Raw genomic sequence first — 20,334 nt, forward strand, 5'->3', positions numbered from 1 at the left:
GATCAACACCACTTCCCCGAACTGGCGGGGTCACCGGCACTCGGATGCCGCCACTTCCCCGACCTGGAGTTGACCATGCCGCCCAAAGGCGCGGGGAGAACGCCATGGGTGTCAAAGCGGGCCGGAGACACCCGTGGTGTTCCACCCGGGCGGGCGGCGGGCGGCGGGCGTCAGCGGGTTGGGGTGAGCAGGCGGCGGTAGAGGGCGTCGAGACGTTCGGCCTGCGCCTCCCACGTCCAGCCCGGGAGCGGGGAGTCCGGACCCTCGTACGCGGCGCGGTAACGGGCCGGATCCGCGAGCACCGTCCGCACGGCGCGGGCCAGGTCGGCGGCGTCGCGGGCGCGGAACACCTCGCCCTGGCCGGTGGCGCGGACCGTCTCGGCCATGGTCCGGACGTCGCTGACCACGATCGGCAGCCGCGCGTGCGCGTACTCGAAGAACTTGGTGATCAACGCGATCTCGTGATTGGGCCAGTGGTGCAGCGGGATCAGCCCGATGTCGGCGGTGGCGAGGAACGCGACGAGCTGCCGGTGCGGCACGTACGGCAGCACGTGCACCCGGTCGCCAACCCCGTGCCGGCCCGCGCGGGCGACGACCTGGCGGACGTAGGCGGCGTTCGGGTCGGCGACGACGAGCGCCAGGTGTACGCCGGGCAGCAGCGGCAACGCCTCGACCACCGTGTCCAGGCCGCGCTGGACGGCCATCGCCCCGCTGTAGACGAGCAGCGGCGTGTCCGGACGCAGACCGCAGCGCTCCCGCAGGCCGGGGGCTTCCGTGTCGGGGGTGGCGGCGACCGGGGCGTTCAGCACCACGGTCGGGCGCTCGGGCAGGGCGTGGTCGCGTACCAGCAGGTCGGCGAGCGTGTCGGAGACGGTGACCACCGCGTCCGCGTGACCGACGTACTCGCGGACGTAGCCGAGGTGCGCGGGCAGCCAGCGGGCGTTGTCGCGGCGGGGACGCGCCCCGGGCAGCCACTCGTGCGCGTCCCAGACCAGCTTCACGTCGCGCCCGGCGGCGCGGGCACGGTCCACGGCGCGGGCGGCCACGCCGAGCATCCGGAAGTCGTGCGCGTGGATCAGGTCGGGGCGCAGCGCGTCCACGACGGGGCCGGCGACCCGTTCGTAGTCCCAGAGCCCCGGTTCCAGCCGCCGCCAGGCCCCGTCGCGCAGCCGGGCCCGCCAGTAGCGGACCTGGGCGTGTTCCACGGGCCGGCGGGCCAGCCGGGCCGCGCGCAACGGCAGTCCGCCCCGGGCCACCAGTCGCGCCCGCAGCCCGGGCACGCCGGGCGGGTTGGAGACGACGGCCGGTGAATCCGTGAGCGGCAGGACGCGTACCTCGGCGTCGCCCAGCCGCCAGTGGCGTTCGGCGTCGACGTGGGCGCAGCCGATCAGCGTGACGTCCCAGCCGGCGTCGGCGGCCGAGCGGGCCGACTTCTGCACCCGCGAGTCACCCTCGACCACGTTGTCGACGAGCATGACCACGCGTCGGCCGAGCCGCGTCGTGTCGTCGCGCCGCATCGGCGTTCCACCCCTTCACCCGTACGCCCGGACGGGCGCGAGTGTACGGGGGCGCGGGACCGTCACGACGGCCGCTGAACCGGTTCTGAGCTGCGGTGATGCCGACTGTGCAGCAGATGGTCGGGTGCCGGCCGGTGGACGTTCACCGGCCGTGCACCGAACGGGCGGGTCAGGCCGTACCGGAGGAGGCCAGCGCGGCCGGGGCGACCGGCTGCCGGCTGTCCTTACGGTTGGGCAGCGACAGGCGGATGACCTTCCACCAGGCGGAGGCGACCTGCTTGGGCAGCGGGCCGGTGGTGTAGTGCAGTCCGTACCTGTCGAACAGCGCCCGCACCTGCGGGGCGATCTCCTGGTAGCGGTTGCTGGGCAGGTCGGGGAAGAGGTGGTGCTCGATCTGGTACGACAGGTTGCCGGTCATGATGTGCAACAGCCGGCTGCCGCTGATGTTGGCCGAGCCGAGCATCTGCCGCAGGTACCACTCGCCGCGGGTCTCGCCGTCGATGGAGGTCTTCTCGAACGTCTCCACGCCGTTGGGGAAGTGCCCGCACATGATCACCGAGTGGCTCCACACGTTGCGCAGCAGGTTGGCGGTGAACGTGGCGGCGAGCGTGGACAGGAACGACGGGCCGGACAGCAGCGGGTGCACCACGTAGTCCTTGAGCACCTGGCGGCGGATCTTGCGCCCGACGGCCCTGGCCTTGGCCCGGAACTTCGGGTCCTTGAGCCTGCGCTGCTTGAGGTGGTCGCCCAGCTCCATGTCGTACGCGGCGATGCCGTACTCGAAGAACATCGCGTTGAGCAGGTTCCACAGCGGCTGCCCGAGGTGCATCGGGTGCCACGGCTGGTCCTCGTCGACGCGCATGATGCCGTACCCGAGGTCGTTGTCCTTGCCGACGACGTTGGTGTAGCGGTGGTGCAGCTCGTTGTGCGACTGCTTCCACTGGTCGGCCGGGGAGACGTGGTCCCACTCCCAGGTGGTGGAGTGGATCTTCGGGTCGCGCATCCAGTCCCACTGGCCGTGCAGGACGTTGTGCCCGATCTCCATGTTCTCCAGGATCTTGGCGACCGTGAGGCCGGCCGTGCCGACGACCCAGGCCGGCGGGAACAGCGAGAACAGCAGCACCGCACGGCTGCTCATCTCCAGTGTCCGCTGGGTCTTCACCACCTTGCGGATGTAGCGGGCGTCCCGCTCCCCCCGGTCGGCGAGGACCCGGTCCCGGATCGCGTCCAGTTCCTTGCCGATGATCTCGATGTCCTCGGCGCTCAGGTGGGCGATCGGGTTGACGGCCTTCTTCTGGATGACGGTCACGTGGGTGGCTCCTGTCAGAGATCGATGTCGCAGGTACCGGCGGCGGCCGACACGCACGTCTGGACCAGCACGCCGTCCCCCGGTACGGCCGTGGTGACGTCGCCGTTGCGCAGGTCGCGCACGGCGCCCTGACGCAGCGGTACGACGCAGCCGAAGCAGATGCCCATCCGGCACCCGGAAGGCATCAGCACTCCGGCGTTCTCCCCCGCGTCGAGCAGGGTGGTGGCGCCGTCGGCTTCGACGGTCACCCCCGCCCCGGTGAAGGTCACCGTGCCTCCCTCACCCGGCGTGATCACCGTCGGGCGGAACCGCTCGGTGTGCAACCGGTCGAGAAGGCCGTTGGTGGACCAGTACCCCTCAACCGCGTCGAGCATGCCGATCGGTCCGCAGGCCCACGCCTCGCGGTCGAGGTGGTCGGGCACCAGCCCGGCCAGTTCGGCGACGTCGAGCAGGCCGTCGGTGTCGGTGTGCCGCTCGATCAGCCGCAGCGCGCCGCGTTCGGCGAGTGCACGCAACTCCGTACCGAAGATGACGTCGTCGCGGGTGGGCGCCGAGTGCACGAGCACCACGTCGGCCCGGTCGGCCAGCCCGGAGCGCAGCATCCCCATGACCGGGGTGATGCCGCTGCCCGCGGTGAGGAACAGGACGCGCTCGGGCGTCGCGGCGGGCAGCACGAACTCGCCCTGGGCCTGGTCGAGGTGCACGATCGTGCCGGGCCGGATCCGGCGTACGAGATGGTTGCTGACCTTGCCGTCGGGGATCGCCTTCACCGTGACGGAGATCCGGCCGTCGGCGGCGTCCGGCGGCGAGGTGAGCGAGTACGCGCGCCACTGGCGCACCCCGTCGACGTCCACGCCGAGGCGGATGTACTGCCCGGGCGTGTGACCCTGCCAGGCGCGACCGGGCTGGATCACCAGCGTGGCGGCGTCCCGGGTCTGCGGCCGCACGGCGACGATCCGGCCGCGCAGCGGGGCGCCGGCGCGAAGCGGCGCGATCAGGTCGAGGTAGTCGTCGGGCAGCACCGGTGTGGTGACCGCTCCGGCCAGCCGCAGCAGCCTGTCCCGGAAGGTGACCTTCTGAGGGCGGCGGGAGGCAGTTGTGGTCATATGACCAGCGTGACCGCCCGATCGCATAACATCTTGACCGGCAAAGGTGAAACAGTCGCGGGTTTTTGTTCGGAGGGAACAAACATGACGTCGGAGGCCGGCACGGGGCAGCGCGCCGCGCACCTCAACCTCGACGCCGGGGTGGCGGAGACGCTGCGCGCCCGGCTGCCGATGGTGGCCGAGCGGACGGTCTCCGCGATCACCGCCGAGGTGCCTGATTACTCGGGCGCGCTCACCGGTGCCATGCGGGCGAAGATCGAAAACGCGGTACGCATCGCGCTGGGAACGTTCCTCCAGCTCATCGAGGGTACCCAGGCGTTCGACCCGAGCACTCCCCTGGCCCCGGCGCTGGAGGCCGCGTACGCGCTCGGCAGCGGCGAGGCCCGCTCGGGGCGCAGCATGGACGCGCTGCTGGCCGCGTACCGGGTGGGTGCCCGGGTGGCCTGGCGCGAGGTGTCCACCACCACGGTCCGCAGCGGGCTGGCCGCGGAGACGGTGGCCGAGTTCGCCGAGCTGATGTTCGCCTACATCGACGAGCTGTCCGCGGCGAGCGTGGCCGGGCACGCCGACGAGCTGGCCAGCGCCGGCCGGATGCGCCGCCGCAGCCTGGAACGGCTCACCCAGCAGTTGCTGGCCGGCGAGCCGGAGGAGTCGCTGCGGCGCAGCGCCGAACGCGCCGACTGGCCGCCGCCGCAGACGCTCACAGTGGTGCTGCTGCCCCGCCGGCACCTGCGCGCGGTGCTGGCGCTGCTCAGCCCGTACACGCTGGAGAGCGGCGAGGACCTGCCCGGCATGAGCCCGGTCGAGGAGCTGGCCGTACTGCTGGTGCCGGACATACACGGCGGCCGGCGTCGCCAGCTCACCCGGCTGCTGCACGGGCACCGGGCGGTGCTCGGCCCGGCCCGGCCCTGGCACCGGGTCGCCGCGTCGTACCAGCGGGCCACCCGGGCGCTCGCGCTCGGCCTCGGCGAGCCGGACGCCGGACCGGTCGACACCGAACGCCACCTGGCCACGCTGCTGCTCAGCATGGACCCGGAAGCCCTTGCCGACCTGCGCGCGCAGGCGCTCGCGCCGCTGGCCCCGCTGCCCCCGGCGACCGCGCACCGGCTGGCCGAGACGCTGCGGTCGTGGCTGCTGCACCAGGGACGCCGCGACGAGGTGGCGGCCGACCTGTTCGTGCACCCGCAGACCGTCCGCTACCGGATGGGCAAGCTGCGGGAGCTGTTCGGCGACCGGCTGCACGACCCCGCCACGGTCCTCGACCTCACCATCGCTCTCGCCGTACCCCCGGAGCCGGACGACGCCTGACGCCGCGCGGGGGCGCACGGCCCGGTGCGGCCGGGACCTCCGGCCCTGTCCGCCCGCGACGGCGGCGGGCAGGGTCGGAAGGGGACGAGCAACCAGGAGGGCCGCCATGAACAGCTCATCGACCCGCACCGACCAGGACCCGAGGGTACGGGTGCTGGAGGCGGCCGCCCGGCAGTCCCTGCACGCCCCGTCGGTGTTCAACACCCAGCCCTGGCGCTGGCGGGTCACCGCCGACGCGCTGGAGCTGCGCGCCGACCCGGACCGGCAGCTCGCCCACACCGACCCGGACGGCCGGCTGCTGATGCTGAGCTGCGGCGCCGCCCTGCACCACGCGCGCGTGTCGCTGGCGGCGTTCGGCTGGGCGGCGGTGGTCGAGCGGCTGCCCGAACCGTCGCTGCTGGCCCGGGTGCGTACCACCGGCCCGGCCGACCTGGACGTGCCGGCGGGCCGCCTGGTCGACGCCATCCCGCGCCGCCGCACCGACCGCCGCGCGTACGGGGACCGGCCGGTTCCGGAGGCGGTGCTGGCCCGGCTCGGGGACGCCGTCGAGGCCGAGGGCGCGCACCTGCACGTGGTCCGGCCGGACCAGATGCCGATGCTCGCCGTGTCCACCGGGCGCGCGGCGGACGCGGAGCTGGCCGACCCCGCGTACCGGGAGGAGCTGCACCACTGGACCCACCGCCCGGCAGGCAGCGGCGACGGGGTGCCCGCCGCCACCGCCGTGCGGCCGTCCCCGCGACGGGTGCCGCTGCGCGACTACGCCCCCGGCGGGGCGGCCGGGCTCAGCGCGGGCACGGACTTCGACCGGGGCGCGGCGTACCTGATCCTGTTCGGCGACTCCGACGAGCCGGCGGCCTGGCTGCGCGCCGGCGAGGCGCTGTCGGCGCTGCTGCTCACCGCCACCGCCGAAGGGCTGGCCAGCGCGCCACTCAGCGACGCCGTGGAGCTGGCCTGGCCGCGCCGGATGATGCGCGACCTGTTGGCCGGCATCGGCGAGGCGTACCTGGTGGTGCGCGTGGGCTGGGGCCCGGACGCGGAGCTGCCACCGGCGCCGCGCCGCGCGCCGGCCGACGTCATCGAGGTGGTGGCACCACCGCGGTGACCCGGCGGGCACCGCCGGCGCGGTGGTCGTCGTAGCCTCGACGCGTGTGGGATCTGGACCCGGCCGCCGCGTTCGTGGTCTTCGGCGACCAGGACTCGGGGTGCGTCTCCTACGGCGTGGAGTCGGCGGGCCGGCGCTGGTTCGTCAAGCGGGCCGGAACACCGGACGCACGGGCGTCGCTGACCCGTGCGCTGGGCCTGCACGCCGCGGTCCGGCACCCCGCCGTGGTCCGGCCCGAGCTGGTGCGCGACGGCACGGACGGCCCGACGCTGGTGTACCCGTGGTGCGACGGTGTCGTGCTCAACCACGCCACCACCGGCGGTGGCAGCGACCGGAGCGGCCTGGCGCGCTTCCAGCAGTTGCCGGTCACCGAGGTACGCGCGGCGCTGGACGCGATCCTCGACGCGCACCTGGCCGTGAGCGCGGCCGGGTACGTGGCGGTCGACCTGTACGACGGCTGTTTCCTCTACGACTTCGACGCCCGCCGGATGCGGCTGATCGACCTGGACGAGTACCGGCCGGGACCGTTCGTGCTGGACTCCGACCGGCTGCCCGGATCCCGTCGTTACCTGTCCCCCGAGGAGCTGACCCGGGGCGCGACGATCGACGAGCGCACCACCGTCCACGCGCTCGGTCGCACGCTGCACCACCTGCTCGACGGCCCGTCCGGCTGGCGCGGCACCGCCGCTGAGCGCGCGGTCGCCGATCGGGCCGGCCGACCCGATCCGGCGCAGCGGCACGCCACAGTGGCCGCTCTGGTCCGCGACTGGCGGACCGCCTGATCCTTTGGTTGTTCGGCCGGGCCTGGTGCCCCTTGCTGGCGCAGGATCGTGACTTAGCGTCATATCGCCTCTCGTCAAGCCGCAAGTTGCTCAGAGTGACGGGCGGCCCCACGCCGATTGGTCCGATTTCTTCAGAGCGCGTTCCTGAGCAGCGGAAACGCAGGAGAGGTCGGCAGCGGCACTCATACCCCTGCGCGCCCTTTGCTCTGCAGCCACATGCGCAGCGGTGGCCATGAGTCACCGATGCGCCGATGGCTGCAGAGCAAAGGGCGCGAGGTGAGTTATGCCGTGGAAGCCCTCTCGCTACCGTCAGTGACGGCATCCCCGCGCGGCAGGCCGGGCGCGGCCAGGCAGGCGCGACCAAAACCCGATACGGCCACGACCGACGCAGCCAGGCCCGACGCAGCCAGATCCGAGGCAGCGGGGGCCTGAGGTAGCCAAGGTCGACGCAGCGAGGTCCGAGGCAGCCGACCTCGAGGCAGCCGACCCTGGGGCAGCCGACCCTGGGGCAGCCGACCCTGGGGCAGCCAAGGCCGTCCCGGCGGCGCCCAACGCGAGCAAGGTCCGGCGCGAGGAGGCGCCGGCCCGATGCCGACGAGCGTTCCGGGCGGCGAGCGTTCCGGGCGGCGGGGCGATGCGGCGAGACGACGTCGACGTTCGGCGGCAGGAGGCACCGGAGACACCGGGGCGCCGGCGTGCCGATGGATCAGCGGGGCGGCAGCGACAATTCCGCATAGTCCACTGTCGGCACGGACCGACGCCGGAACATATTCACGTCTATCTGTTGACGAGTACGGGATCGACGACAATCATTACTCTCGCTGGATCGACGTACCAACTATGTCGGATCTGGTGGCATTTCTTACCCCTCGACGGGATCGCGCCGGGACTGCGATTCCGCCGGGCGACCATGCCCGGCGCGCGCCCGGTTAATCCTATCGAGTCGCTAGGAATTGTCGCCGCTCGCCCGAGGAGTCCGCCGGTGGACGGGAACAACGACGCTCCCGCATCGAGCCCGCCGAGGCCGGTGCAGAACGGCTCTGAGCTGCCCGAACAGCTCGCCCTGCACGGCGGCCAGCCGGTGCGGGGCACGCCCTGGCCGACGTACGACAAGGGTGCGGTCTTCGTGCACACCGAAGACGAGGACGCCGCTATTCGCGCCGTCCGCAGTCACCTCTACTTCCGATACGACCACCGCCCGCCAAACGAAACCGAATGTGGGCGGTTCGAGGACGACCTGTGTCGTTATTTCGGCACCCGGCACGCGCTCGCCGTTTCCAGCGGGACCGCCGCGCTGGCGCTCGCCCTGATGGGTGCCGGAGTGCCGCCGGGGTCATTGGTGGCCTGCCCCGGATTCACTTTCGTCGCCACCCCCAGCGCCATTGTGCTGGCCGGTTGCCGGCCATTCCTGGTCGAGGTCGACGACGACCTGCGGATGGACCTCGACGACCTGCGCCGCCGCTGGCGGCCCGAGATCCGCGCCGTCATGGTCGTGCACATGCGCGGCTTCGCCGCCGACGTCGAGGCGCTGTCCGCGTTCGCCGCCGAGATGGGCGTACCGCTCATCGAGGACGCGGTGCCCGCGCTCGGCGCCGAACTCAACGGCCGCAAGCTCGGCACGTTCGGGGCCGCCGGGGCGTTCAGCACCCAGTCCGACAAGGCGCTCAACTGCGGCGAGGGCGGCTTCCTGATCACCGACGACAGCACGCTGTTCGCGCGGGCGGTGGCGCTGTCCGGGGCGTACGAGGGGCGGCTGCGGCGGCACTTCCCGCACGGCGAGCCGCCGCTGACCGGCCTGGACCTGCCGCTGCTGAGCCTGCGGATGGACGAGATCCGGGCGGCCCTGCTGCGCGCCGAGCTGACCCGGCTGCCGCAGCGGCTGGCGCTGTTCCACCGCAACTACGCGCACGTCAGCGCCGCCCTGGCCGGACTGCCCGGCATCGCGGTCCGGCGGCCGGTCGCGCCCGGGGCGTACCTCGGGGAGGCGTTCGTGTTCCGCGTGCCCGGCGGCGACGCGGGCTGGTTCGCCCGCGCGCTGCGGGCCGAGGGGATCGACGCCCGCAACATCGGCGCGGACGACGACCTCAATGTCCGGGCGTTCTGGAACTGGCGGTTCCTGTACGACAGCGCCGACCCGGGCGAGATCCGCGCGACGCTGCCGCGCACCGCACGGCTGCTGACCGAGACCGTCGACGTGCCGCTGTCGTCCAACCTCACGCCCGAGGACTGCGACGACCTGGTCCGCGCGGTCCGCAAGGTGGCCGCCGCCCGTGAGACCGCGCTGGTCGGGTCGTGACCGGCGCGCAGACCCCGGCCCGGCCCCTGCCCCGGCTCGCGCTCGCCGGCCTGCTCGGCGGGCTGTTCACCGGCTACCTCGGGCTGACCGCGGTGATCCCGGTGCTGCCCGGCTTCCTGCGGGAGCGGCACGACGCCGGTGACCTGACAGTCGGCGTGGTGGTCACGGTGACCGCGGTGACCGCGCTGCTGGTCCGGCCGGTCGCGGGCGCGCTCGCCGACCGGCACGGCCACCGGACGGTGATGCTGGCCGGGGCGCTCGTGGTGGCCGGCGGCGGCCTGCTCTACCTGGCGCCGCTGGGCGTGCCCGCGCTGGTGGCGGTCCGGCTCCTGCTCGGCGCCGGTGAGGCGGCGCTGTTCACCGCCGGTGCGGTGTGGATCGTGCAGCTCGCCCCGCACGAGCGGCGGGGCCAGCTCATCGGCCTGTACGGGGTCAGCATGTGGGGCGGCATCTCCGCCGGCACGTTCCTCGGCGCCACCGTGCAGCAGGCCGGATACGCGGCGGTGTGGGTGCTCAGCGCGGTCGCCCCGGCGGTAGGCGCGGCGCTCGTCGCGCTGGTGCCCGCGCCGGCGCGTACCGCGCCGGCGGCCAAGGGCGGTGGGCTGCTGCTGCGCCCGGCGCTGCTGCCCGGCATCGCGCTCACCTTCGGCGCCGCCGGGTACGCGGGCCTGGCCGCGTTCGTCGTACTGCACCTGGACGCCCGGGGCATCGGCCACGGCGTGGTGGTGCTGAGCGTCTTCAGCGCCGTGTACGCCGGCACCCGCCTGGTCATCGGGCACCTGCCCGACCGGCTCGGCCCCCGCCGCGTGGCCACCTGGTGCGGGGTGGGCGAGGCGGTCGGTCTGCTGGTCATCGCTCTCGCGCCGAACCTGCCGGTCGCGGTGGCGGGCAGCGTGGTGATGGGCGTCGGGTTCTCCCTGCTGCACCCGTCGCTGGCGCTGATGGTGATGAATCGCACCGACCCGGCGCGGCAGGGTGCGGCGATCGGGGCGTACACCTCGTTCTGGGATCTCGGGCTGGCGGTGTGGGGGCCGGCGACCGGCCTGGTCGCGGCCGGTCTTGGTTATCCGGCGGTGTTCGTCGCGGGCGCGGCCGGCGCGGCCTTCGCCGCCGCGATGGCGCTGCGCATCGGCCGGCCCACGGTCGCGCCGGCTCCGGCGGAGGTACGCGCGGCATGAGCGCACCGGTGACCGTCCTGAGCGTCAACGGCTGGTGCCGCAACGGCAGCACCATCATCGGCAACGTCCTCGGTGAGGTGCCCGGTGTGGTGCACGTCGGTGAGCTGCACTTCCTGTGGAAGAACTCGACCGGGCGCGGCGTGAACGACAGGTGCGGCTGCGGTGCCGCGCTGACCGGCTGTCCGCTGTGGTCGGCGGTGCTGCCGCTGGGTCGTCCGGCCGGAATGTCGGCGGACGCGCACGCCGCCGAAGTGATCCGCCGGCAACGGGCCCGACTGCGGACCCGGCACACGTGGCGGGTGCTGCGCCGGGGCGCGTACGACGCGGACATCCGGGCGCACGCCGATCTGCTCGGCGCGGTCTACCGGGAGGTGGCCGCGCGCACCGGCGCCCGCGTGATCGTGGACAGCACCAAGATCCCCGGCGAGTCGGCGTTGCTGCCGCAGGTGCCGGGCGTCGAGGCGTACTGGCTGCACCTGGTGCGCGACCCGCGCGCGGTGGCGCACTCGTGGCGGGAGCCGAAGGAGTACGTCTACGCGATGTCCGCGGCGCGCAGCACCGCGTACTGGCACGGGTTCAACCTCGCGTCGGCGGCGATCAACAGGCGGTACCCGGACCGGTCGGCGTTCCTGCGCTACGAGGACTTCACCGCCGACCCGGCCGGCACGATCGGCGCCCTGCTGAAGCTGGTGGGTGTCGACCCGGCGGCCAACCCGGTGCGGGACCGGACCGTCGAGCTGCACGGCAACCACACGGTCACCGGCAACCCGGACCGGTTCCGGACCGGCACGACCGCGATCCGCGACCGCGACGACGGGTGGCGGCGCACGCTGACCGGCCGGCAGCGGCTGGCCGTGGCGGCGCTGGCCTGGCCGCTGTCCACCCGGTACGGCTACCGGTCCGGCGGGCCGGACGGCGACCCGGCGTACCCCGGCGCGGCGGCCCGCGTCGGCGAGACGGAGAGGTGAGGACGTGGATCTGGGGCTCAAGGGCCGGGTGGCGCTCGTCGCCGGCGGCACCAGCGGCATCGGGCTGGCCTGCGCGAGGGAGTTCGCCGCGGAGGGCGCGCACGTGGCGGTCTGCGGGCGTGACCCGCAGCGGCTGGCCGCCGCCGAACGGGAGCTGACGGCTGTGGCGTCCGGCCGGGTCAGCGCGACCGGCGTGGACCTCACCGACACCGGCGCCGCCGCCCGCTGGGTGGACCGGGTCGCCGAGGAGCTGGGCGGGGTGGACGTGCTGCTGGTCAGCGGCGGCAGCCCGCCCGTGGGCACCGCCACGGGGTTCGACACCGACGACTACCGGGCGGCTGTGGACCGGGTGCTGCTGCCGGCGGTAGCGGTGTCGATGGCCGCGCTGCCGCACATGCGTGCCGCGGGCTGGGGCCGGCTGCTGCTGGTGGCCTCCGAGACCGCCTGCGTGCCGATCGGACCGCTCGTGCTGTCCGGGGTGACCCGGGCGGCGCTGGTCCGCTTCGCCCAAGGCCTCGCCGTCGACGTGGGCCGCGACGGCATCACCGTCAACGTGCTGGCGCCCGGCGGGGTGCGTACGCCGCCGATGGAACGCGCCGCGACCCGGCTCGCCGGCGCGGACGGCGACGTCGAGGCGCGGCTGGCCGCGATGGGTCACCACAGCGCCGTCGGCCGGCTGGCCCGGCCCGAGGAGGTCGCCGCGGTGGCCGCGTTCCTGGCCGGCGAGCGGGCGTCGTACGTGACCGCCGGGGTGCACCTGATCGACGGCGGCGCCGCCGCCACCGGCCCCGACCTGCCCCACCTCACCGGCGTCCGCAAGGACACCTACGCCTGACCCACCGACCGCCGCACAAGGGAGTGCCCATGTCCACGACCAGCCGGTTCACCGAGCGGGACGTCTCCGAGTTCTTCGACCAGACCACGCAGACGTACCTCAGCTTCTGGGACAGCGAGGGCGTGCTGCACACCGGCTACTTCGCCGGGGAGGACGACACCGACTACCACGCGGCGGCCGACCGGACCTCCGACATCCTGGCCGCGGACGCCGGGATCGACGCGTCGTCGAACGTGCTCGACGTGGGCTGCGGCTGCGGCAACTTCCTGCTGCGCCTGGCCGCCCGTACCGGATGCCGGGGCGAAGGGTTGGACCTGAGCATCGAGCGGGTGCGCTTCGCCGAGCAGCGGCGCGCCGAGCGGGGCGCCTCGCTTCCCGTGTCGTTCCGGCACGGCTCGGCCACCGCCCTGCCGTACGACGACGGCACGTTCACGCACGTGGTCAGTCAGGACGCGCTGTTCCTGGTGCCGGACAAGCCGCGCAGCCACGCCGAGATGTTCCGGGTGCTCGCCCCCGGCGGGGTGCTCGCGGTGTCCGACTTCCTGCAGCCCACCGAACGGATCGGCGAGGCGGCCCGCCGGCACGTCTACGACCGGGTGCGCTGGAACGACGGCTACTCGCTGGACGGCTACCGCCGGGCACTGGCGGAGGCCGGGTTCGTGGACGTGGTCGCGCGCAGTCTCGACGCGCACATCAGGCAGACGTACCGGGTGCTGGGCCGCACCGCCCGGGAGCGCGCGGAGACGACGGCGGACGAGGCGGCGCGGACCTGGATCCTCGGCTTCGCCGACTCGTGCGACGAGATCCAGGCGGCGATCGACAGGGGCGAGTTCGGCTGGGGCATGTTCGTCGCCCGCAAGCCGGCCTGAGGGAGGGACAGCAGATGTCACAGCGCACCGACACCGTGAAGCGGACGATCGCCGAGGTGGTCGCCGAACGGAAGACGCAGATGTCGCCCGGCGCGACGTTCGTCGAGGCGTTCGCCAAGGACGGTTTCGGCACGAGCGTCGACTACGACGTGACGATCACCGACTCGCTGACCAGTTCCCGGCGCAAGCCCCGCTACCCCTCGCGGAACATGCTCAAGGTGGTGGACCTGTCCCGGGATCCGCAGGACTACTACTGGCACGAGAGCCCGCCACGGCCGGACGATCCGACGGTGGACGGCGCGGACCTGCGCCGGGAGGCGGCGAACCACTTCCACCGCTCCCCCATCCCGCCGCTGCTCACCACCACCGCGTGGGTGCAGGTGCCGGACACGCTGTGGGAGGACCCGGTCAGCTTCGCCCAGTTCATCGACTACCGGCTGGTGGTGCGGCTGGCCACCGCGGAGAACCACACCATCCTGCGCGGCGAGGGCGGGCTGCTGACCATGCCGGACCTGGGCCGGCTCACCGACCCGGGGCCGTTCGCGTCCACCGTCCTGGCCGCGTGCAACGAGGTCGAGCAGATGGGCAGCACCGCCGACGGGCTGATCATCAACCCGGCCGACTACTACCGGCTGCTGGGCAGCGGCTCGCTGATGCGCGACGTGGAGGACAACGGCGTGTTCATCGTCCGTACCCGGCTGGTCGACCCGGGCACCGCGATCGTCGGGGACTTCGGCCACGGCGCGCTGCTGTTCGACGCCGGCCGGTCCACCATCGGGTTCGCCGAGCCGCCGCCGGGCACGTTCGCCGAACCCGGGGTGGCGCTGCGCGCCGAGATCTGGGAGCGGGTCGTGGTGAACCTGCCCACCTGCTTCTTCGTCGTCACGCTCTGACCGGCGGCGACGGATGACGACGCCGGCCCGTACCGACCCCGACGTGCTGGTCGTCGGCGCGGGCGTGGTGGGCCTGTGCTGCGCCTGGTTCCTGCGCCGCGCCGGGCACACCGTGACTGTGGTGGACCGGGGCGAGGTCGGCGACCCGGCGGCCTGCTCGGCCGGGAACACCGGTTTCGTCGGCACCCAGGGCTCGGCGCCGCTGGCCGAGCCGGGGGTGCCGGCCACCGGGATCCGCTGGCTGTTGCGCCCGGAGAGCCCGTTCGCGGTCCGGCCCCGGCTCGACGGCGCGCTGCTGGCCTGGCTGTGGCACTTCCGCCGGCACTGCACCGAACGGCACGCCCGCGCCGGGTTCGAGACGCTGCTCGCGCTCAAGCAGCGCAGCCTCGCGCTGCTGCGCGAGATCTGCGCCGAGGACGAACTGGCCGGGACGCTCACCGAACGCGGCATGATCCTCGCCTGCCACACCGAGCAGGGGTACGCGAAGGCGCGCCGGACGATCCCGGCGGCGACCGCGCGCGGCGTGCCGCTGCGGGAGCTGGACCGGGCCGAGCTGGCCCGGCTGGAACCCGGTGTCGACTTCGCGGTGGCCGGGACGCTGCTCAACGAGGAGGGTGCCGCGCTGCGCATCCCGGCGTTCCTGGTGGCGCTCGCGCGGGCGCTGCGGGCCCGGGGCGTGGACATCGTCACCGGCGCGGAGGTACGCGACTTCGAGGTGACCGGACGGCGGGTACGCGCGGTGCGGACGGCTCGGGGCGAGCTGCGCCCGGCCGAGGTGGTGATCGCCGCCGGGGTGTGGTCGGCGGCCTGCGCCCGGATGCTCGGCGTCGGGCTGACGCTGCAACCGGCGAAGGGCTACACCGTCACGCTGCCCGCCGGCCCGGGCACGCCGACCCGGCCGGTGCTGCTCAGCGAGGGAAAGGTCGCGGTGATGCCGCTGGGTGACCGGGTACGCGTCGGCGGCACGCTGGAGCTGTCCGGGCTGGACGCGTCGATCTCGCCGCGCCGCGTCGACGGGATCCTGCACACCGCGCGGCGGTACCTGCCGGCGCTGGACACCGGCCGGCGCCTCGACGTGTGGAGCGGGCTGCGTCCGTGCACCCCGGACAGCCTGCCGCTGATCGGGCGGGCCGACGGCTACGACAACGTCAGCGTGGCCACCGGGCACGGGCACATCGGGATGGGCCTGGCCCCGGCCGGCGGGCAGCTGCTCGCCCAGCTCGTCTCCGGCGCCGAGCCGGACCTGCCGCTGGACACGTTCGCCCTGGACCGCTTCCAGAGGGGGATCTCGTGAACGACCGGCCGGAGATCGGGGTGCTCTGCCTCGACACCAGTTTCGACAAGATCCCCGGGCACATCCGTAACCCGGACACGTTCGACTTCCCGGTGCGTTACCGGGTGGTGCAGGGCGCGACCCCGCAGCGGCTGGTCCGCGAGGCCGACCCGACGCTCCTGCAGCCGTTCGTCGACGCGGCCCGCGACCTGGAGGCGGCCGGGGTCGCCGGGATCACCGGCGCGTGCGGGTTCCTCGTGTTGTTCCAGGCCGAACTCGCCGCCGCGGTGCGCGTCCCGCTGTGGTCGTCGAGCCTGGTGCAACTGCCGATGGTGCACCGGATGGTCGGGCGCACGGTCGGGCTGCTGGTCGCCGACGAGGCGGCGCTGACGCCGCGCCACCTGGCCGCGATCGGCGCGGCCGACGTCCCGGTGGCGGTCACCGGCATGGCCGGGCAGCCGGAGTTCCGCGAGGTGATGCTGGAGGGCCGGCGCGACGCCCTCGACGTCGAACGGCTCGCGGCCGAGGTGGACGAGCGGGTCGACGCGCTGGCCGACGCGCATCCGGAACTGGGTGCGCTGGTCGTCGAGTGCACCGACCTGGTGCCGTTCGCCCACCGGATCCAGGCGCGGCTGGGCGTGCCGGTGTTCGACATCGTCACGCTGACCACGATGGCGTACGCGAGCCTCACCCGGCGGCCGTACCGTCCGGCCAAGTGACAGCGGGGCCGTCGCGCGGAAACCCGCTCCCGGCGCCCGTCCGGCGCTTAGCGTGGGACGAGAGGCGGCCTGCCCGGGGCGCCGGTGAGCGGAGGGAGAACGCGGTGACGGAGCCGGAGGAGGAGCAGGAGAAGACCCGCAAGACCGATCGGGTGCTGTTCTCGCCCGACGGCGACCCGCACCACACGCTCGCCGAGGCGCCCCAGCCCGACGAGCACCTGCCGCCCACAGTCACCCGCGACGGCCACACAGAGGTGCTCGACGACGAGCAGTGAGCGCACCGTCCCGTTCCGACCCGCTCGCGGGCCGGGCGGGACGTGCCGCGGTCAGACCGGCGGGATGCCGGAGCGGCCGATGTCCGACATGTCGTCCTCACCGATCTCGGTCCGGGTGCCCGCCACCGGCCCGGCGGTCGCCTCGGTCCGGTCCTCCAGGCAGGCGTCGCCCAGCCCGTGCATCAGCTCGCCGACCACGGCGAGCGCCGAGCCCTTGTCCGGGCAGGGCGCCCCGGTGGCGAGCACCTGACCGTCGCCGCCGACGACGGTGAATCCCACACTGCCGTCGGCCTCGCTCTCGATGACGAACTTCATCGGGCTCCTCCCGCCCCGCTCAGCTCACCCCGTGCGTCTGCAACCACAGCTCCAGCAGGCCCAGTTGCCACAGCTTGTTGCTGCCGGCGGCGGCCTGGGCCCGGTCCGGCTCGGCCAGCAGCTCGTCGACGTACGCCCGGCGGAACAGCCCCCGCCGGCGCGCCTCGGGCGCACCCAGCGCCTCGACCACCAACTCTCGCACGGGACCGTCGACGTTGCGCAGCGCCGGCACCGGGAAGTAGCCCTTGGGCCGGTCGATGACCTCGGCCGGCAGCACCTCCCGGGCCACCTCCTTGAGCACGCCCTTGCCGCCCTGCGCCAGCTTGTGCTCGGGCGGGCACGCCGCGGCGAGCGTGACCAGATCCTGGTCGAGGAAGGGCGTGCGCACCTCCAGCCCCCACGCCATGCTCATGCTGTCCACCCGCTTGACCGGGTCGTCCGGCAGCATCAGGTGGGTGTCCAGGCGCAGCACCGCGTCCACGGCGGTCTGCGCGCCCGGCGCGGCCAGGTCCGCGGCGACCAGCTCGCCGCTGGCGTCACCGTCGCAGGCGTACGCCGGTTCCACCACCTCGGTCAGCTCGGCGTGGTCGCGGTCGAAGAACGCGGCGGTGAACTCGGCCGCGGCGTCCTCACGGGCCGAGGCGGCCAGCCGGTGGTGGTAGCCGTAGCCGGCGAACACCTCGTCGGCGCCCTGACCCGACTGCGCCACCTTCACGTGCTTGGCGACCTGCTCGGAGAGCAGGTGGAACGCCACCACGTCGTGGCTGCCCATCGGTTCGGTCATGGCCGCCACTGTGGCGCGTACGGCCGGGCCGAGATCGCCGTCGGCGAGCCGGATGCGGTGGTGGTCGGTGCCGAACGTGCGGGCGACCAGGTCGGAGTAGTGGAACTCGTCGCCGGTCTCGTCGTCGCGGCTGTCGAAGCCGATGCTGAACGTCTGGAGGTGGTGCTGTCCGGCGTCGTCGAGCAGCGCCACGATCATGCTGGAGTCCAGGCCGCCGGAGAGCAGCACCCCCACCGGCACGTCCGCGACCAGCCGGCGGCGTACGGCGGTGCGCAGCGCGTCCCCGACGGCGGCCCGCCAGTCGGCGGCGTCCATGCCGTCGTGGGAGGGGTCGCGCCGGTACTCGGGCCGCCAGTAGACGCGCTCGCGGCTGCGCCCGTCGGCCTCGACCACCCGGACGGTGGCCGGGGGCAGCTTGCGGATCCCGCGCAGGATCGTGCGCGGCGCCGGCACGATCGAGTGCCAGGACAGGTAGTGGTGCAGCGCGACCGGGTCGATGCCGGTGTCCACGTCGCCGCCGGCCAGCAGCGCCGGCAGCGTGGAGGCGAACCGGAGCCGGCCGGGCGACTCGGCGAGGTAGAGCGGCTTGATGCCGAGCCGGTCGCGGGCCAGCACGAGGCGGCGCCGCCGCCGGTCCACCAGCGCCACCGCGAACATGCCGACCAGGTGGTCGACGAAGCGCTCCCCCCACTGCGCGTACGCCACCAGGATCACCTCGGTGTCGCTGGTGCTGTGGAAGGTGTGCCCGGCGGCGCGCAGTTCGTCGCGCAGCTCCGGGTAGTTGTAGACGCAACCGTTGAAGACCAGGGCCAGGCCGAGGTCGTCGCGGACCATCGGCTGGGCGCCGGCCTCGGACAGGTCGATCACGGTGAGCCTGCGGTGCCCGAGGGTGATCCAGCCGTCGCTCCACACGCCCTCGCCGTCCGGGCCGCGTGCGCGCATGGCCGCGGTCATCCGGTTCACCGCGTCGGTGTCGGGGGTGGCCCCGTCGAACCTGGCCTCACCGCTGATCCCGCACATCTCAGCGCCCACCGGTCAGTCGCGGAGCACTCACCATGCCAACCTCCCGCCGCGTCGTCTCCCGGGCGGTCCGCCGGGTACGGCGACTACCCGGCATGTGGCGAAGGAAACCCGGATGGGCGGTTGCCGAGCCGGGCACGGCGAGCCGTCGTACGGTGGCGGTACGGGCCATGTCCCCGGGCGGTCCGGCCACGGGACGTGGCCAGGATCAACGACGCCTGCCAGGAGGACGTGTGTTCGCCAATTCCGAGGAACTCCTGCGATACCTCACCGACGAGGACGTGAAGTTCGTCGACGTACGTTTCTGTGACCTGCCCGGCGTGATGCAGCACTTCAACCTGCCGGTCGAGTCGTTCGACGACAGCGTGTTCACCGACGGTCTCGCCTTCGACGGGTCCTCGATCCGCGGCTTCCAGTCGATCCACGAGTCGGACATGCTGCTGCTGCCGGACGTGTCGACGGCTTTCATCGACCCGTTCCGCACACAGAAGACGCTGGCGTTGAACTTCTTCGTCCACGACCCGTTCACCCGGGAGGCGTACTCCCGCGACCCGCGCAACGTGGCGAAGAAGGCCGAGGCGTACCTCGCCGCCAGCGGCATCGCCGACACCGCCTACTTCGGGGCGGAGGCGGAGTTCTACATCTTCGACTCCATCCGCCACGAGACCTCCGCGCACCAGTCGTTCTACTACATCGACTCGATCGAGGGCGCCTGGAACAGCGGCCGGATCGAGGAGGGCGGCAACCGCGGTTACAAGACCGCCTACAAGGGCGGCTACTTCCCGGTGCCGCCGGTGGACCACTACGCCGACCTGCGCGACAGCATGGTTCGCCGGATGGTGGACGCCGGTTTCACCGTCGAGCGTTCGCACCACGAGGTGGGCACGGGCGGGCAGTCCGAGATCAACTACAAGTTCTCGACGCTGCTGCACTCGGCGGACGAGCTCCAGCTCTTCAAGTATCTGATCAAGAACGAGGCGTGGGCGCACGGCAAGACCGCCACGTTCATGCCCAAGCCGCTGTTCGGCGACAACGGCTCCGGCATGCACACCCACCAGAGCCTCTGGCGCGGCGGCGAACCCCTGTTCTACGACGAGACCGGCTACGCCGGCCTGTCCGACACCGCCCGCTGGTACATCGGCGGCCTCCTGCACCACGCCCCGTCGCTGCTCGCCTTCACCAACCCCACCATCAACTCCTACCGCCGCCTGGTGCCCGGCTTCGAGGCCCCGGTCAACCTGGTCTACTCCCAGCGCAACCGCTCCGCCTGCACCCGCATCCCGGTCACCGGCAGCAACCCCAAGGCCAAGCGCGTCGAGTTCCGCGTCCCCGACCCGTCCAGCAACCCCTATCTGGCCTTCTCCGCGATGCTCATGGCCGGCCTCGACGGCATCAAGAACAAGATCGAGCCGCCGGCCCCGATCGACAAGGACCTCTACGACCTCCCGCCGGAGGAGTGGGGCGACGTCAAGCAGGTGCCCGGTTCGCTGCCCGAGGCGCTGGCGGCGCTGGAGGCCGACCACGACTACCTGCTCGACGGCGACGTGTTCACCGGCGACCTGATCTCCACCTGGGTCGACTGGAAGCGGGCCAACGAGGTCGACCCGGTCCGGCTGCGGCCCACGCCGCACGAGTTCGCGCTCTACTTCGACTGCTGAGCCGCCGTACCGCCACCGCCCCCGCCACCCGCGGGGGCGGTGGTCGGCGGAAACGGCCTCGGGCCGGCCTCCGCCCTCGTACCGTCGAGACATGACTCCGCCTCACGTCGACACGCCGACCGTTCCG

The 20,334-nt window shown here is 73.3% G+C and carries 18 protein-coding genes; 13 read left to right on the plus strand and 5 right to left on the minus strand.

The genetic code is table 11. The features are described 5' to 3' along the window. Nucleotides 1-170 precede the first annotated feature (170 nt). The 3 genes from EAD96_RS09755 to EAD96_RS09765 all read right to left on the minus strand — a co-directional run bounded on the left by EAD96_RS09755 (nucleotide 171) and on the right by EAD96_RS09765 (nucleotide 3,932). On the minus strand, nucleotides 171-1,517 hold the full coding sequence (locus EAD96_RS09755) for a glycosyltransferase family 4 protein (RefSeq protein WP_121684038.1): 1,347 nt from the start codon (nucleotides 1,515-1,517) through the stop codon (nucleotides 171-173). 169 nt (nucleotides 1,518-1,686) lie between these two features. After that, nucleotides 1,687-2,826 (minus strand): acyl-CoA desaturase, encoded by a 1,140-nt coding sequence (locus tag EAD96_RS09760; protein WP_121684039.1) that lies wholly within the window; start codon nucleotides 2,824-2,826, stop codon nucleotides 1,687-1,689. A gap of 14 nt (nucleotides 2,827-2,840) precedes the next feature. After that, entirely contained in the window at nucleotides 2,841-3,932 is a 1,092-nt protein-coding gene (locus tag EAD96_RS09765; protein WP_121684040.1) for a ferredoxin reductase, read from the minus strand. 84 nt (nucleotides 3,933-4,016) lie between these two features. On the opposite strand from EAD96_RS09765, the gene EAD96_RS09770 reads away from it, so the two are divergent. The 12 genes from EAD96_RS09770 (at nucleotide 4,017) to EAD96_RS31170 (ending at nucleotide 16,430) form a co-directional block, all read left to right on the plus strand. Further along, on the plus strand, nucleotides 4,017-5,240 hold the full coding sequence (locus EAD96_RS09770; protein WP_121684041.1) for a CdaR family transcriptional regulator: 1,224 nt from the start codon (nucleotides 4,017-4,019) through the stop codon (nucleotides 5,238-5,240). A gap of 106 nt (nucleotides 5,241-5,346) precedes the next feature. Beyond that, on the plus strand, nucleotides 5,347-6,342 hold the full coding sequence (locus EAD96_RS09780; RefSeq protein WP_121684042.1) for a nitroreductase family protein: 996 nt from the start codon (nucleotides 5,347-5,349) through the stop codon (nucleotides 6,340-6,342). Nucleotides 6,343-6,386: 44 nt separating this feature from the next. After that, nucleotides 6,387-7,124 (plus strand): serine/threonine protein kinase, encoded by a 738-nt coding sequence (locus EAD96_RS09785; protein ID WP_121684043.1) that lies wholly within the window; start codon nucleotides 6,387-6,389, stop codon nucleotides 7,122-7,124. A gap of 982 nt (nucleotides 7,125-8,106) precedes the next feature. Continuing rightward, complete coding sequence (locus EAD96_RS09790) at nucleotides 8,107-9,420, plus strand: DegT/DnrJ/EryC1/StrS aminotransferase family protein (protein ID WP_120570286.1); 1,314 nt, start codon at nucleotides 8,107-8,109, stop codon at nucleotides 9,418-9,420. Then, a complete protein-coding gene (locus EAD96_RS09795; protein WP_121684044.1) occupies nucleotides 9,417-10,598 on the plus strand; it encodes an MFS transporter in 1,182 nt (393 codons plus the stop codon). Before EAD96_RS09790 ends, EAD96_RS09795 begins: the two co-directional genes overlap by 4 nt. Further along, nucleotides 10,595-11,566: a sulfotransferase domain-containing protein gene (locus EAD96_RS09800; protein WP_121684045.1), complete on the plus strand. Its 972-nt coding sequence runs from the start codon at nucleotides 10,595-10,597 to the stop codon at nucleotides 11,564-11,566. The genes EAD96_RS09795 and EAD96_RS09800 overlap by 4 nt, the downstream gene beginning before the upstream one ends. 4 nt (nucleotides 11,567-11,570) lie before the next feature. Continuing rightward, nucleotides 11,571-12,401: an SDR family NAD(P)-dependent oxidoreductase gene (locus EAD96_RS09805; RefSeq protein WP_121684046.1), complete on the plus strand. Its 831-nt coding sequence runs from the start codon at nucleotides 11,571-11,573 to the stop codon at nucleotides 12,399-12,401. A gap of 29 nt (nucleotides 12,402-12,430) precedes the next feature. Beyond that, a complete protein-coding gene (locus EAD96_RS09810) occupies nucleotides 12,431-13,270 on the plus strand; it encodes a class I SAM-dependent methyltransferase (protein ID WP_121684047.1) in 840 nt (279 codons plus the stop codon). 14 nt (nucleotides 13,271-13,284) lie between these two features. Beyond that, nucleotides 13,285-14,163 carry a family 3 encapsulin nanocompartment shell protein gene (locus EAD96_RS09815; RefSeq protein WP_121684048.1) on the plus strand — a complete coding sequence of 293 codons (879 nt, stop codon included), beginning with the start codon at nucleotides 13,285-13,287 and terminating at the stop codon, nucleotides 14,161-14,163. Nucleotides 14,164-14,176: 13 nt separating this feature from the next. Continuing rightward, nucleotides 14,177-15,457, plus strand: a complete 1,281-nt coding sequence (locus EAD96_RS09820) for an FAD-binding oxidoreductase (RefSeq protein WP_121684049.1) — start codon at nucleotides 14,177-14,179, stop codon at nucleotides 15,455-15,457. Beyond that, the gene (locus tag EAD96_RS09825; protein ID WP_121684050.1) at nucleotides 15,454-16,155 is read left to right on the plus strand and encodes an aspartate/glutamate racemase family protein; all 702 of its coding nucleotides are present in this window, start codon (nucleotides 15,454-15,456) and stop codon (nucleotides 16,153-16,155) included. The genes EAD96_RS09820 and EAD96_RS09825 overlap by 4 nt, the downstream gene beginning before the upstream one ends. Before the next feature lie 104 nt (nucleotides 16,156-16,259). Next, nucleotides 16,260-16,430, plus strand: coding sequence for a hypothetical protein (locus tag EAD96_RS31170; RefSeq protein WP_162959107.1), 171 nt, complete (start codon nucleotides 16,260-16,262; stop codon nucleotides 16,428-16,430). Nucleotides 16,431-16,481: 51 nt separating this feature from the next. On the opposite strand, the gene EAD96_RS09830 is transcribed toward EAD96_RS31170, so the two are convergent. Both EAD96_RS09830 and EAD96_RS09835 read right to left on the minus strand, forming a co-directional pair. Next, nucleotides 16,482-16,745 (minus strand): hypothetical protein, encoded by a 264-nt coding sequence (locus tag EAD96_RS09830; RefSeq protein ID WP_120570294.1) that lies wholly within the window; start codon nucleotides 16,743-16,745, stop codon nucleotides 16,482-16,484. 19 nt (nucleotides 16,746-16,764) lie between these two features. Beyond that, the gene (locus EAD96_RS09835) at nucleotides 16,765-18,549 is read right to left on the minus strand and encodes an N-acetylglutaminylglutamine amidotransferase (RefSeq protein ID WP_121684051.1); all 1,785 of its coding nucleotides are present in this window, start codon (nucleotides 18,547-18,549) and stop codon (nucleotides 16,765-16,767) included. 233 nt (nucleotides 18,550-18,782) lie between these two features. Here EAD96_RS09835 and glnA point away from each other — a divergent pair, with 233 nt between their 5' ends. After that, nucleotides 18,783-20,207: a type I glutamate--ammonia ligase gene (gene glnA / locus EAD96_RS09840; RefSeq protein WP_121684052.1), complete on the plus strand. Its 1,425-nt coding sequence runs from the start codon at nucleotides 18,783-18,785 to the stop codon at nucleotides 20,205-20,207. Nucleotides 20,208-20,334 lie beyond the last annotated feature (127 nt).

The organism is Micromonospora sp. BL1 (genome assembly GCF_003667485.1).
Classification (GTDB): Bacteria; Actinomycetota; Actinomycetes; order Mycobacteriales; family Micromonosporaceae; genus Micromonospora; species Micromonospora tulbaghiae.

Coding starts and splice junctions, on each gene's coding strand:
- EAD96_RS09755 (WP_121684038.1), bottom strand. CDS start 1,517: ATGCGGCGCGACGACACGACGCGGCTCGGCCGACGCGTGGTCATGCTC.
- EAD96_RS09765 (WP_121684040.1), bottom strand. CDS start 3,932: ATGACCACAACTGCCTCCCGCCGCCCTCAGAAGGTCACCTTCCGGGAC.
- EAD96_RS09770 (WP_121684041.1), top strand. CDS start 4,017: ATGACGTCGGAGGCCGGCACGGGGCAGCGCGCCGCGCACCTCAACCTC.
- EAD96_RS09780 (WP_121684042.1), top strand. CDS start 5,347: ATGAACAGCTCATCGACCCGCACCGACCAGGACCCGAGGGTACGGGTG.
- EAD96_RS09800 (WP_121684045.1), top strand. CDS start 10,595: ATGAGCGCACCGGTGACCGTCCTGAGCGTCAACGGCTGGTGCCGCAAC.
- EAD96_RS09810 (WP_121684047.1), top strand. CDS start 12,431: ATGTCCACGACCAGCCGGTTCACCGAGCGGGACGTCTCCGAGTTCTTC.
- EAD96_RS09815 (WP_121684048.1), top strand. CDS start 13,285: ATGTCACAGCGCACCGACACCGTGAAGCGGACGATCGCCGAGGTGGTC.
- EAD96_RS09820 (WP_121684049.1), top strand. CDS start 14,177: ATGACGACGCCGGCCCGTACCGACCCCGACGTGCTGGTCGTCGGCGCG.
- EAD96_RS09830 (WP_120570294.1), bottom strand. CDS start 16,745: ATGAAGTTCGTCATCGAGAGCGAGGCCGACGGCAGTGTGGGATTCACC.
- EAD96_RS09835 (WP_121684051.1), bottom strand. CDS start 18,549: ATGTGCGGGATCAGCGGTGAGGCCAGGTTCGACGGGGCCACCCCCGAC.